General features: G+C 70.1%; 12 protein-coding genes. 9 read left to right on the top strand and 3 right to left on the bottom strand.

Going from position 1 to position 12606, the window contains the following annotated elements; all coding sequences use genetic code 11:
* Nucleotides 1–81: 81 nt before the first annotated feature.
* Genes ACFYY8_RS03210 through ACFYY8_RS03220 form a run of 3 tightly spaced genes read right to left on the bottom strand, consistent with a single transcriptional unit; the run spans nt 82 to nt 3456 of the window.
* A complete protein-coding gene (locus ACFYY8_RS03210) occupies nt 82–1560 on the bottom strand; it encodes a glutamate--cysteine ligase (protein ID WP_390036612.1) in 1479 nt (492 codons plus the stop codon).
* Between the two features lie 38 nt (nt 1561–1598).
* Nucleotides 1599–2237, bottom strand: coding sequence for a response regulator (locus ACFYY8_RS03215; protein ID WP_390036614.1), 639 nt, complete (start codon nt 2235–2237; stop codon nt 1599–1601).
* A gap of 4 nt (nt 2238–2241) precedes the next feature.
* A complete protein-coding gene (locus ACFYY8_RS03220; RefSeq protein WP_390036616.1) occupies nt 2242–3456 on the bottom strand; it encodes a PspC domain-containing protein in 1215 nt (404 codons plus the stop codon).
* 142 nt (nt 3457–3598) lie between these two features.
* Between ACFYY8_RS03220 and ACFYY8_RS03225 the strand changes: the two genes are divergently transcribed.
* The 9 genes from ACFYY8_RS03225 to ACFYY8_RS03265 all read left to right on the top strand — a co-directional run bounded on the left by ACFYY8_RS03225 (nt 3599) and on the right by ACFYY8_RS03265 (nt 12439).
* Nucleotides 3599–5305, top strand: a complete 1707-nt coding sequence (locus ACFYY8_RS03225) for a PspC domain-containing protein (protein WP_390036618.1) — start codon at nt 3599–3601, stop codon at nt 5303–5305.
* On the top strand, nt 5295–5501 hold the full coding sequence (locus tag ACFYY8_RS03230; protein WP_352010103.1) for a hypothetical protein: 207 nt from the start codon (nt 5295–5297) through the stop codon (nt 5499–5501). Before ACFYY8_RS03225 ends, ACFYY8_RS03230 begins: the two co-directional genes overlap by 11 nt.
* Before the next feature lie 443 nt (nt 5502–5944).
* A complete protein-coding gene (locus ACFYY8_RS03235; RefSeq protein WP_390036621.1) occupies nt 5945–6157 on the top strand; it encodes a hypothetical protein in 213 nt (70 codons plus the stop codon).
* Nucleotides 6158–6236: 79 nt separating this feature from the next.
* The gene (locus tag ACFYY8_RS03240; RefSeq protein WP_390036623.1) at nt 6237–6935 is read left to right on the top strand and encodes a hypothetical protein; all 699 of its coding nucleotides are present in this window, start codon (nt 6237–6239) and stop codon (nt 6933–6935) included.
* A gap of 299 nt (nt 6936–7234) precedes the next feature.
* On the top strand, nt 7235–7567 hold the full coding sequence (locus tag ACFYY8_RS03245) for a hypothetical protein (protein WP_390036625.1): 333 nt from the start codon (nt 7235–7237) through the stop codon (nt 7565–7567).
* Nucleotides 7542–8027, top strand: a complete 486-nt coding sequence (locus ACFYY8_RS03250; protein ID WP_390036627.1) for a (2Fe-2S)-binding protein — start codon at nt 7542–7544, stop codon at nt 8025–8027. The genes ACFYY8_RS03245 and ACFYY8_RS03250 overlap by 26 nt, the downstream gene beginning before the upstream one ends.
* Nucleotides 8024–10636 (top strand): xanthine dehydrogenase family protein molybdopterin-binding subunit, encoded by a 2613-nt coding sequence (locus tag ACFYY8_RS03255; protein ID WP_390036629.1) that lies wholly within the window; start codon nt 8024–8026, stop codon nt 10634–10636. Before ACFYY8_RS03250 ends, ACFYY8_RS03255 begins: the two co-directional genes overlap by 4 nt.
* A complete protein-coding gene (locus tag ACFYY8_RS03260; RefSeq protein WP_390036631.1) occupies nt 10633–11562 on the top strand; it encodes an FAD binding domain-containing protein in 930 nt (309 codons plus the stop codon). The genes ACFYY8_RS03255 and ACFYY8_RS03260 overlap by 4 nt, the downstream gene beginning before the upstream one ends.
* 70 nt (nt 11563–11632) lie before the next feature.
* Nucleotides 11633–12439 (top strand): SRPBCC family protein, encoded by an 807-nt coding sequence (locus tag ACFYY8_RS03265; RefSeq protein ID WP_390036633.1) that lies wholly within the window; start codon nt 11633–11635, stop codon nt 12437–12439.
* The last annotated feature ends 167 nt before the right edge of the window (nt 12440–12606 follow it).

The raw sequence follows: 12606 nt of genomic DNA on the forward strand, positions 1-12606 counted from the left end.
CCGCGGCGTACCCGGCGCCGGGAACGGCACCCAGGACGGCGCTCCGGGCAGGGGCTCGGTTCGGGGGCTCAGTTCAGGGGCTCAGTTCAGGGGCCAGGTGTGGACCGGCTCGTTGGTGTGCATGTGCTCGATGTAGCGCAGGGTCATCCGGCGCAGCGCCTCGTGCCGGTCGAGTCCGTCGGCCGCTTCGAGGGTCTCGACCGTGCCGGTCTGCCACCTGGCCCCGGTCCTGCCCGTCGCACACCGCCGTTCGACGATGGTGAGCAGCCTGTCGCGTACCTCCGCGTCCACGCCCCGCAGCCGGAGGCCCTCGTCGGCGATCGGCAGCAGGCGGCGCAGGATCAGGTCCGAGGCGGTCACCTCACCCTCGCCCGGCCAGTAGAGGCGGGCGCCGAGACCGTGCCTGGCGGCGGAGTGCAGGTTGTCCCGCGCGGCGGAGAAGGGCATGCGCGTCCAGATCGGCCGCTCGGCCTCGGTGAGCACGCGCATGAGGCCGTAGTAGAAGGCCGCGTTCGCCGCGACGTCGGCCACCGAGGGCCCGGCGGGCAGCACCCGGTTCTCCACCCTCAGGTGCGGGACGCCGTCCACGACCGCGTAGACCGGCCGGTTCCAGCGGTAGACGGTCCCGTTGTGCAGGGTCAGCTCGGCCAGCTCCGGCGGGACGCCCCGGTCGAGTTCCTCCTGCGGGTCCGCCTCCTCGCACAGGGGCAGCAACGGCGGGAAGTAGCGGACATTCTCCTCGAACAGGTCGAAGACCGAGGTGATCCACCGTTCGCCGAACCACACTCTCGGCCGCACCCCTTGAGCCCGCAGCTCGACGGGACGGGTGTCGGTCGCCTGTTCGAACAGCGGGATCCTGGTCTCCTGCCACAGGAGTCTGCCGAACAGGAAGGGCGAGTTGGCCGCGACCGCGACCTGTGGCCCGGCGACGGCCTGGGCGGCGTTCCAGGTGGCCGCGAACGCCGAGGGGGCCACCTGGAGGTGGAGCTGGAGGCTCGTGCAGGCGGCCTCGGGCGTGATGCTGTCGGCATAGGTGTCGAGGCTCTCCCCGCCCTCGATCGACAGATGCATGTCCTCGCCCCTGGCCGCGAAGATCTGCTCGTTGAGCAGCCGGTAGCGGGGGTTGGCCGACAGCGTCCCCTCGTGCACGTCGCTCTCGCGCAGCGTGGGCAGGATGCCGACCATCACCAGGTGGCCGCCGACCGTGTCGGCCCGCTCCTCCGCGTGGTTGAGCCGGTCGCGCACCGCCTTCTCCAGGCGTACGGCGCCGTCCCCCTCAAGCGGCTCGGGCAGGACGTTGATCTCGACGTTGAACTGGCCCAGCTCGGTCGCCCAGTCCGGTTGGGCGATCGCCGCCAGCACCTCGGCGTTCTTCATCGTGGGCTCGCCCCGGTCGTCGACCAGGTTGAGCTCTATCTCCAGGCCCGCTCGTGGCCTGTCGGCCTCGAACCTGAACTCACGCAGCATCCGCGCCAGCGCGTCGAGGGACCGCCGGATCTTGTCCCGGTAGCGTCGGCGGTCCTCCCGGCTGAACACCATGGCAGGTACGTCACGACCCATACATCGCAGAGTCGCACATAAGTTACATATAGTACAGATCACACCAGACGGCGCGCGGTCGCCCATCGTGACAGTTCATGCCTGTTGGAGAGCTGAAGCTTACGCAGGACGGACGAAACATGCGTCTCAACCGTCTTCACCGAGATGAACAGCTCCTTCGCGATCTCCTTGTAGGCGTAGCCCCTGGCGATCAGGCGCAGCACCTCACGCTCCCGCTGGGTCAGCGAGTCGAGTTCGGGGTCGATCGGCGGGGCCTCACTGGAGGCGAAGGCGTCCAGCACGAAACCCGCCAGACGCGGGGAGAAGACCGCGTCGCCCTCGGCGACCCTGCGGATCGCGTCGGTCAGCTCACGCCCGCTGATGGTCTTGGTGACGTAACCCCTCGCGCCGCCCCGGATCACGCCGATGACGTCCTCGGCCGCGTCGGAGACGGAAAGGGCCAGGAACCGTACCGGCGAGCCCGACCCGAGCACCCGGCGCAGCACCTCCTGGCCGCCGCCGCCCGGCATGTGCACATCCAGCAGCACCACGTCGGGCTGCAGCTCGGCGATGGCCTTGACCGCCGACTCCACGTCCTCGGCCTCACCGATCACCTCGACCGAGTCGCCCAGCTCGGCGCGGACGCCCGAGCGGAAGAGCCGGTGGTCGTCGACGATCAGAACCCTGACGGCGCTCACACGCTCACACCTTCTCCAGTTTCATGGTCAGCATCACTTCCGTACCCTCGCCCGGCTCGGTCCTGACCCGGGCACTGCCGCCGTTGCGCTCCATCCTGCCGATGATCGACTGGCGGATGCCCATCCGGTCCTCCGGGACGTCCTTCATGTCGAAGCCGACACCCCGGTCCCGGACGAAGATGACGACCTCCTCCGGCTCCGCCTCGGCGTAGACGGAGATGACCGGCGAGCCGGAGTACTTCGCGGCGTTGACCATAGCCTGTCTCGCCGCCTGCATCATCGCCGACAACTCCGGGGTCAGCGGGCAGTCGCCGACGCAGACGATCTCGATGGGCACGCCGTGCGCGTCCTCCTCCTCGGCCGCCACCCGCCGTACGGCCGCCGCGACCGAGGCGTCGGCGTCCTGCTTGGGCTGGTAGAGCCAGTTGCGCAGCTCACGCTCCTGGGAGCGGGCCAGCCGCATCACCTCACGGGAGTCGTGCGCGTTGCGCTGGATCAGCGTCAGCGTGTGCAGGACGGAGTCGTGCACGTGCGCGGCGAACTCGGCCCGCTCCTCCTGCCGGATGCGCTCACGCCGCTCCCGCTGGAGCTCCTTCCACAGGGCCGCCAGCCACGGCGCCGCGATGAGCGCGACCCCGCCGACGACAACCAGCGTGAACATGATGCCGGGGCGGGCGCTGCCCAGCTCGTTGGTCACCGCCAGGAAGCCGATCGCCCCGACGACCACCAGCCCGAGGCCGACGAACGTACGGACCCGGTTCTGGCGTACCTGCCCGACCGTGGTGGACATCCAGCGCCGCCGCCGGTCGGGGTCGGCCTGCTGCCACAGGATCAGCGAGCCGATGCCGCCGACCGCGATCGGCCACGCGCCGATTCCCCCCGCGGAGGCTCCGGTGAGCCACCCCAGGGCCAGCAGCGCCATGCCGATCGCGCCGTAGGCGGCCAGCTGGCTCCAGTCCCTCGCCGGTTCCCTGCCCTCGTACGGCTCGCGCGGCGTGAACATCCACAGCGCCGCGTAGGCCACGGCGCCGATCCCGTCCAGGACCGTGAGCAGCACGAAGGCCAGCCGCAGCACCACCGGGTCGAGCCCGAGCTGGGCGGCCGCGCCCTGGGCGACACCCGCGAACAGCCGCCCCTCGACCGGCCGCATCAGCCGGGGGGAGGCGGGTTCCTCCGAGGTCGCGGGCGCCGCGTCGCGAATCATCGTTCTGTCAGCCATATCACCAGCATCGTCACACGTCGGACGGTATCTCCGCATCCGGCGTTCCCCTGACGGGACCCTGAGGAAGGCTCGTTCGGTAGGGGACGACTCAGGGGTCTCCCGGATGCGACCACCACCCCGACCAGGCCACGATGGACACATGAACGACACCGGGAACGCGCAGGACCCGGCGAGCACCCCGCCCGACTCGCCATCTCCCTCGTCCCAGCGGAACAGGACGCTCGGGCGCTCCGAAGAGGGCCGGATGCTCACCGGTGTCTGCGCGGGACTCGGCCGCCACACAGGGGTCGACCCGGTGCTGTTCCGGGTGGCCTTCGCCATACTGGTGCTGGGGTCGGGCATCGGCGTCATGCTCTACATCGCGGCGTTCCTGCTCATGCGGGAGACCAACGGCGGCCCCGGCTACATGGAGCAGTGGACCAGGCGCGACTTCGACAGCGAGACCGTCCTGGCCCTGCTGGCCGGCGTCTTCGCCGTCGGCCTGATCATCAACCTGTCCTCGGACGGCATCGGCACCGGCACCGTCGTGGTCGGCACGCTGTTCGCCATCGCGCTGCTCACCGCCCACTCGCGCGGCGTCGACCTGCTGGCCGTCACCCGTTCCCTGCCCGAACGGCTCCGCCCGCGCCGGGCCTTCCACCCCCCGGCTCCCCCGTCCTTCTCCAACCCTCCCGGCCCTCCCGGCTTCTCCTTCAGGGCCTCCCCCGCGCCGCCTTCCTCCGGGGAGCCGTACGGCACGCCCCAGGGTCCCGTGGCGCAGCCGTACCCACGGCCTCACCAGGACACGACCGAAGCACCCGTGCCTCCGGTTTCTGCGACTTCCGAGGTCCCCCCGGCATCCGAGACGCCTTCGGCTCCCGAGTCCTCTGTGTCCCCGGCCCCCGAGGCACCCGTGTCCCCGGCCGCCGCGGCCCCTGAGGCTCCTTCGGCGCCCGAGGCCCCGGTCACTCCTGCGGCACCCGAAGTCCCCGAGCCCCCCGTCGCGGCCCGGCCGTACACGGAGGAGACGACCGTCAACGCGGCGCCCGCCCCGCCCGGGGACGCCCCGCGAACCGTGCGGGCGGCCTCCAGCGGGCCGTACACCGCGACGCGGATGCCCTTCGACTCCTCGGGAGAGCCGTTCTCCCCCTACGGCCCCTACCGCCCGCTCGACCCCGGCAGGCGGCAGCAGCCGTACTCCCCCTACGGCCCGCCCGCGTACGGCCCGCCGCCGCAGAAGACGGCCAGGCCCAGGCGCCCAAGAACGTTCGTCGGGGTCATCACCATGTTCCTGGCCCTGATCGTCGGAGGAATCATCGTGGCGGTCCAGTCCCCGTCCGGATCTGTGAACATGACGGCCGTCGGTGGCGCGATGCTCATCACCATCGGCGCGGGCCTGCTGGTCGCCGCCTGGTTCGGCAGGGGCACCGCCCTGGTCGCCGTGGGCACCGTCCTCGCGCTCGCCCTCGTCGCCGGATCGACGCTCACCGGCATGCCGAGGAAGTTCGGCAGCTACCACTGGGAGCCGACCAGCATGGCCGACATGGCCCCCGCCTACGCGGTGGGCATCGGCGAAGGCACCCTCGACCTGAGCGAACTGCCCCTGACCCCCGGGTCACGAACCGTCCTCGCCGCCTCCATCTCCGTGGGCGAGCTCCGCGTGATCCTCCCCCCGACCGCCAGGGTCGAGGTCAAGGCATACACCAAGATCGGCGAAGTCAAGATCGACCACCTGGTCGAGGGCGGCGCCGACGTCCGCTACGACAAGATCCTGGAGCCCGAGGTCCAGCCGAAGGGCGACGCGCCGACCATCGTGCTCGACGTCAAGGCGGGCATCGGAGACGTGGAGGTACGGCGTGCGGCCTGACAACGAGCCCGAAGTGCGCCGGCGGGTGCACCGCACGGACTGGATGGCGCTGCTCAGCGGCCTGCTGTTCATCGTCACCGGCATCCTCTTCATCACCCTGCCCGACATCGAGCCCCTGGTCATGCTCCCGGTGGTCCTCGGAGGGCTGGGGCTGGCGGGGTTCGCGGCGATCTTGGCCAGGGCCGTACGGCGTTGATATTGCGCTGCCTTCGGCAGCGCGGGTCGTGCCTCTTTGCGCCGCCTTCGGCGTCGCGGGCTTGGACGCTTCGGGTCGGTGTCTTCCCTCGTCACTCCGTCGCTGCGCTCCTGCGTTCCTCAGTCCAGACACCGACGCGCCCAAGCCGTGCCTCTTTGCTCCGCCTGGCGGCGTCGCGGGCTTGGGCGCCTCTGAGTCGGTGTCTTCCCTCGTCACTCCGTCGCTGCGCTCCCGCGTTCCTCAGTCCAGACACCGACGCGCCCAAGCCGACACTCCTCACACTTGGGGCCGGGAAAGCACAAGGTCAAAACCCTCACGCTTGGCACCGGGAAAGCCTGAGCCGGAAGCCCTCGCTCCGGGGTGGAAAAGTGGGAGCCGGGGCTTTCACGTTTGCATCTGGGGTGTCCGAGTCCCGGGCGGAACGGGGCGTTTTCGTTCGCATCGTGAAGTCCGGCCTGGCGGCTTCGGCTTTTGGCGCCGTCTGTTTCCTGGCCGGCTTTCCCGAGAACCGTCACCGTGCGGGTTCGGGAGAACACTTCCGGACGGGCACGGGTCGCCGACGAGTTCTCGGATTTCTGCATTTCCGGGGTGAGATCGTCTTGTGCCGCGCGGGCCATTTCGGTGCCGGGGCGGACACGGTATTGATCTTCAAGTGATCTTGCTGACAGGGTCAGCCGCGCCGGGAACACCCGGTTCACACGTTGTCCGATTCAATCTTCGGGGGTTGATCGATCAATGCGTTTTCTCACCATGTCCATCGGCACGGTCGCCGCGTTGGCGGCTCTCGGTGTGGCCGTCGCGCCCGCCGTCGGCGCCTCTCCGTCGCCCTCAGCCTCTCCGTCGCCCGTTTCCCTCTCCTCCCTCAACACCGTCGGCCAGGCCTCTCCGGCCGGTAGGCACTGCGTGGTCCACTTGACCGCGAGCAAGCCCTCCATCGTGCTCTCCAGCGAGAACACCACCTGTTACACCACCTTCACCGCGGCCATCGCCGACGCCACCGGCGGGGCGATCACCAACGCTCCCGCCGACACCGCGACCGCCATGGCCGACTCCGACCTCAAGCGCCGCATCAACGCCCTCAACCAGGGGGCCCTCGACCAGACCGACGGCCGAACCGCATCGGTTCGGCCCACCAAGACCCCCCAGCCGCCGAACGTCGTCGGGATCGAGTACGAGCACGGCAACTGGGGAGGCGGGTCCTACACCTTCCAGTCCCCTTACGGCTGCAGGAAGGATGTCGGCGTCGACTACGAGGTCAGCAGTCTGTCGGGCTGGTTGAACAACGCGATCTCCTCCTACGAGACCTACGGAGGGTGCTGGGTCATGCACTACGAGAACGAGAACTTCAAGGGAAACAGCACCTCCTGGGAACACGATTCCAGTTGGATCGGCGCGGACATGAACGACAAGACCTCTTCCATTCGGTGGAGCTAGGAAGATCTACGTCGGCGGTCGGACCTAAGCGCGCTTCCCGAACGGGTCTCACGCGACACCCGAGAATGACGGACGCGACGGTCCTGGACGGCGCACTTTCCGGATCGCCCTCCATATGGCATAACCGACCGCCTCCAGAAGCCTGACGAGACGCTCGGCTGGGGTTTCCCAGTCGAGCGTCTTTCTTCATCCGGCGTTCAATTCGGTGACCGGCGGGCCGCTCCCCGATCGGTCACTTACGTTCCCACGGCGTCGGGGCCACACGAATCTCCAAGCCGTCCCGGCGGTGGTGGCCTTTCTTGACGCCCGAGAAGGCGGCCGTTGAGGACCGGAGCGCCCGGCAGGCTCGCACCGACCTGATTCTCGGCCGCGTCGCGGCGGAGACCGGAGAGGCCGATGTGGCACGGAACGCCGGCCGGTGGATCGGCCGGCCGCCACTCGTGCCCGCGTACGAGGACACTCGGTCGGTCGACGTCGTGGATCTCACGCCCCTGAGCTGCGGATTCGCCTGCTTGAAGAGGAAGGGTGACGGGCAGAAACAGGGAGATACGTATACGTTTGTCCGGCTCCGCCTTCCGGGCCGCCACAGGTGCATCGGGAGGGTCTATGCCTCGGATCACCGTCACCGTTGACGAGATCACTTACGAGGAGGAGGTCGAGCCGCGCCTGCTGCTCGTCCATCTGCTCAGGGACCGGCTCGGCAGAACCGGGACCCCGATCGGCTGTGACACCGGCAACTGCGGTGCCTGCACCGTCATGCTCGACGGCGTCAGCGTCAAGAGCTGCTCCGTGCTGGCCGTACAGGCCGACGGGGGTGAGGTCGTCACGATCGAGGGTCTGGCCAGGGGGCCGGAGTGGCATCCCATGCAGAAGGCCTTCCACGCCGAGCACGCGCTGCAGTGCGGCTACTGCACCCCCGGCATGATCATGGCCGCGATCGACCTGGTCAGGAACGACCCGGACCCGTCGGAGGAGGCGGTGCGCCGGGGACTTGAGGGCAACCTGTGCCGCTGCACCGGATACACCGGCATCGTCAGGGCCGTACGGCGCGGCGCCCAGGAGATGGCGGGGCGAGAGGGCGGAACGCCATGACCGAGCGAACCGCCGGGAACGACCGGCTCGGCACCCTCCGCGGGAATCGCGAGACCGACGAGAACCACGCGACCGGCAGGGGCCACGGGCCTCAGGGACGCGGACGGGCGGTTCCGGCGGATCTCCCCCGAAACCACGAGGCCGACGAGGGCCGTGAGGTCGGCAGGGCTCGGAGGCGTAAGGAGGATGCCAGGCTGGTCACCGGGAGGACCACCTGGACCGACAACATCCGGCTTCCCGGCATGCTGTACGTGGCGTTCCTGCGCGCTCCGATGGCGCACGCCAGGATCACCCGGGTCGACACCTCCGCCGCGCGTTCCCGGCCCGGCGTGGTGGCCGCGTTCCGCGGTCAGGACTTCGCCGGCGAACAGGGCAGCCTGCCGTGCGCGTGGCCGGTCACCGAGGACGTCGTCATCCCCGACCATCCGCCGATGGCGGTCGAGAAGGTCCGCTACGTCGGTGAGGCGGTCGCCTGCGTGGTGGCGACCGACCGTTACGCCGCCGCCGACGCCCTGGAGGACATCGAGGTCGACTACGAGCCGCTTGCGGCGGTCGTGGACATGACCGAGGCGCTCACCGAGGGCTCCCCGAAGGTCCACGAGACCGGGAACAGGGCTTTCACCTGGCGTTTCTCCCAGGGGGACGTCGAGGCGGCCCTCCGTGACGCGCCGGTGGTCGTCGATCGCTCCTACGTCCAGCAGCGGCTCATCCCGACCGCGATGGAGCCGAGGGCCGTGGTCGCGACGACCGACGGCGACTCCTTCACCCTGTACTCGGCGACCCAGATCCCGCACGTGCTGCGGGTGATGCTGGCCATGACCACCGGCATCCCCGAGCACCGGCTGCGGGTGATCGCCCCCGACGTGGGCGGCGGTTTCGGGTCCAAGCTCCAGGTGACCGCGGAGGAGGTCCTCGCGCTGCTGCTGACCCGCAGGCTCGGCAGGCCGGTGAAGTGGACGGAGTCCCGTTCCGAGGGGAACCTGACCGTGCACCACGGCCGTGACCAGCTCCAGCGGATCCGGCTCGCCGCCGAGCGGGACGGGCGGCTGCGGGCCGTACAGGTCGAGTTGCTGGCCGACATGGGCGCCTATCTGATGCTGGTCACGCCGGGGGTGCCGCTGCTCGGGGCGTTCATGTACGGCGGCATCTACAAGATGGACGCCTACGACTTCACCTGCACGGGCGTCTTCACCACCAAGATGCCGACCGACGCCTACCGGGGCGCGGGGCGTCCCGAGGCCACCTTCGCCATCGAGCGGGCCATGGACGAGCTGGCCCACGAGCTCGGTCTCGACCCCATTGAGGTACGGCGCCGTAACTGGATCACCCATGAGGAGTTCCCCTACACCACGGTCTGCGGCCTGACCTACGACTCGGGGAACTACGAGGCCGCGACGGACCGGGCGCTTGAGCTGTTCGGCTACGACGCGCTCAGGGCGGAACAGGCGCGGCGGCGGGCGGAGCGCGACCCGGTGCAGCTCGGCATCGGCGTCTCGACCTTCACCGAGATGTGCGGCATCGCGCCCTCGCGGGTGCTGGGCTCGCTCAACTACGGCGCGGGCGGCTGGGAGCACGCCTCGGTCAGGGTGCTGCCGACCGGCAAGGTCGAGGTGGTGACCGGGACGAGCCCGCACGGCCAGGGGCACGAGACGGCCTGGAGCCAGATCGCGGCCGACGCGCTCGGCGTGCCGTTCGAGGACGTCTCGGTGCTGCACGGCGACACGGCGGTCTCGCACAAGGGCATGGACACCTACGGCTCCCGGTCGCTGGTCGTCGGGGGCGTCGCCGTACTGTCGGCCTGCGAGAAGGTGAAGGACAGGGCGCGGGAACTGGCCGCCCACATGCTTGAGGCCTCGACGCAGGACGTCGAGTTCGCCGACGGGTCGTTCCGGGTGCGCGGAACCACACAGGGACGGACCATCCAGGAGGTCGCGCTGGCCGCCTTCGCCGCGCACGACCTGCCGGACGGCGTCGAACCCGGCCTGGACGCCGAGACGACCTTCGACCCGGAGAACTTCTCCTTCCCGCACGGCACCCATCTGTGCGCGGTCGAGGTGGACACCGAGACGGGCGGGACCGTGATCAGGTCGTACGTCGCCGTCGACGACGTGGGGTCCGTGGTGAACCCGCTGATCGTCGAGGGCCAGGTGCACGGCGGCATCGCGCAGGGCGTCGGGCAGGCGCTGTTCGAGGAGGCGATCCACGACGTGGAGGGCAACCTGCTCACCACGACGATGGCCGACTACCTGATCCCGTCGGCGGCCGACCTGCCGGAGTTCGTCACCGACAGGACGGAGACTCCCGCGACCAGCAACCCGCTGGGCGTCAAGGGCGTCGGGGAGGCGGGCACGATCGCCTCGACCCCCGCCGTGGTCAACGCGGTCGTCGACGCCCTGCGCCCGTACGGCGTGCACGACGTGCGGATGCCCTGCACCCCGGAGCGCGTCTGGCGGGCCATGACCGCCGGGGCTCCGGAGGGTTTCGGCGCTTCGCGGGCCCTGGGCGCCTTCGGGGCCTCCGGGGCTTCGGTGGGCTCCGACGCCGCCGGGGCATCGGAGAGGCCTCCGGCCTCCGGCGATCCGGAGGGCTTCGAGGGGGGTGCCCGATGATTCCGGCGCCGTTCGACTACGTCAGGCCCGGCTCGCTCGACGAGGCGTGCCGGGTGCTCGCCGAGGCCGACGAGGCGGGTGAGGACGTCAAGGTGCTGGCGGGCGGCCAGTCGTTGCTGCCGCTGCTGCGCCTGCGGCTGTCCTACCCGTCGGCGCTGGTCGACGTGGGGCGGCTGGCCGAGCTGCGCGGTGTCGAGGACCGGGGCGACCACGTGTTCGTCGGCGCGCTCACCACGCATGACGAGGTGCTGCGCTCGGAGGTCGTCAGGGAACTGGTCCCGCTGCTCGCGCTAGCCACGGCCACCGTCGCCGACCCCGCGGTACGGCACCGCGGCACGTTCGGCGGCTCCCTGGCCCACGCCGACCCGGCGGGGGACCTGCCCGCCGTGGCCCTGGCGCTCGACTGCGTGCTGGTCGTCAGGTCGGACGAGGGGGAACGGGAGATCCCCGCCGCCGGCTTCTTCGTGGACTATCTGGAGTCCGCGCTCGAACCCGGCGAGGTGCTCGTCGGGGTGCGGGTGCCCAAGCTCGGCCCAGGCTGGGGTTTCCACTACGAGAAGTTCCACCGGACCGCGCAGTCCTGGGCCACCGTGGGGGTGGCGGCGGCCGTACGGCTCGGCGAGGGAGGTGGGGTGGTCGAGGAGGCGCGGATCGCGCTGACCAACATGGGCCCGACCCCGGTGCGGGCGCGGGCGACCGAGACCGCGCTCGTGGGTGTCCCCATCACGCCTTCAGGCTCGGAGCCCTCGGGCTCCGGGTTCTCGGGTCCCGGGGGACCCGCCTCGGGTGGGGATCGGCTCAGGCATGCCTGTGACCTGGCCGACGAGGGCACCTCCCCGCCCACCGACCTGCACGGAGACCCCGCCTACCGGCGTCATCTGGCCCGGGTGCTGACCCGCAGGGCGGTCGTCGCGGCGGGCCACTGAGTCCCCTGCCGGGCCCCGGCCTCCGGCGTGTGAGCGGTGATCGACGTGGTGATCGACAAGGAGCGGTTCGATGGCGATGCGGTTCGAGCACGAGTTCACGGTTCCTGTGCCGGTCGAGCGGGCGTGGACGGCGCTGCTCGACGTCGAGCGCGTCGCCCCCTGCCTGCCGGGGGCGACGCTGGAGACGGCCAAGGGCGACGAGATGACCGGGCGGTTGAAGGTGAAGGTCGGGCCGATCACCCTCACCTACCGGGGCAGGGCCAGGTTCGAGGAGGTGGACGAACCAGGCCGTACGCTGACGATCGGGGCGACCGGCAAGGAGACACGGGGCCCGGGTACGGCGTCGGCGACGGTGGTCGCGCACCTGCGTCCGGAAGAGGGGCGGACGCGGGTGACCGTGGACACCTCCTTCACGGTGACGGGACGGCCCGCCCAGTTCGGCAGGGGCGTGATGTCGGAGGTCGGTTCCCGGCTGGTCGAGCGGTTCGCGGCGAATCTGTCGGAGTCGCTTCAGGGCTCGGAGACCGCGCCCCGGGAGTCCCGTCGTCTCACCGCCGTCCCCGGAAAGCCCGGGGATCCGGAAAAGGCCGCGAAATCCGAAAAGCAGGGAACCTCCGGGGAGACGGGAAAGTCCAAGGAGGGAGAAAACGCCGGGGGCCGGGACGTCCACCCGGCGGGCACCTCACGTACCTCCCGCACACCCGACGAGGAGGCCCTGGACCTTCTGGAGGTCGCGGGGATTCCCCTCCTGAGACGTCTCGCCCCGTTCGCGGGCGCCCTCGCCGTCCTCGTTCTGGCGGGGTGGCTGGCCCGCCGCGCTCTGTGCCGCCGGGCCGCGGGGGGCCGCCGGAGGGCCCCGATCCTTATAGGAAGATGAAGAAAACCATAAACGAGAGTTATGAGTTGCGCTTCCGGTGAAATCCACCCGCCGACGGCGCTTCGACTCTCCACGCCCTGGAACTGCAATGATTTCCTTGAAGTCACAACAAGTCAGTTAATTTCTCAAACTGATGGTGAATGCGGATGCTATGACGGATAGCGTCT

Source organism: Streptosporangium sp. NPDC001559 (assembly GCF_042893955.1).
In the GTDB taxonomy this organism is placed as follows: Bacteria; Actinomycetota; Actinomycetes; order Streptosporangiales; family Streptosporangiaceae; genus Streptosporangium.

Excerpts from the sequence above, each read along its gene's own strand:
- ACFYY8_RS03210 (WP_390036612.1), bottom strand. The coding sequence starts at position 1,560 with ATGGGTCGTGACGTACCTGCCATGGTGTTCAGCCGGGAGGACCGCCGA.
- ACFYY8_RS03265 (WP_390036633.1), top strand. The coding sequence starts at position 11,633 with ATGGCGATGCGGTTCGAGCACGAGTTCACGGTTCCTGTGCCGGTCGAG.
- ACFYY8_RS03220 (WP_390036616.1), bottom strand. The coding sequence starts at position 3,456 with ATGGCTGACAGAACGATGATTCGCGACGCGGCGCCCGCGACCTCGGAG.
- ACFYY8_RS03225 (WP_390036618.1), top strand. The coding sequence starts at position 3,599 with ATGAACGACACCGGGAACGCGCAGGACCCGGCGAGCACCCCGCCCGAC.
- ACFYY8_RS03240 (WP_390036623.1), top strand. The coding sequence starts at position 6,237 with ATGCGTTTTCTCACCATGTCCATCGGCACGGTCGCCGCGTTGGCGGCT.
- ACFYY8_RS03260 (WP_390036631.1), top strand. The coding sequence starts at position 10,633 with ATGATTCCGGCGCCGTTCGACTACGTCAGGCCCGGCTCGCTCGACGAG.
- ACFYY8_RS03255 (WP_390036629.1), top strand. The coding sequence starts at position 8,024 with ATGACCGAGCGAACCGCCGGGAACGACCGGCTCGGCACCCTCCGCGGG.
- ACFYY8_RS03250 (WP_390036627.1), top strand. The coding sequence starts at position 7,542 with ATGCCTCGGATCACCGTCACCGTTGACGAGATCACTTACGAGGAGGAG.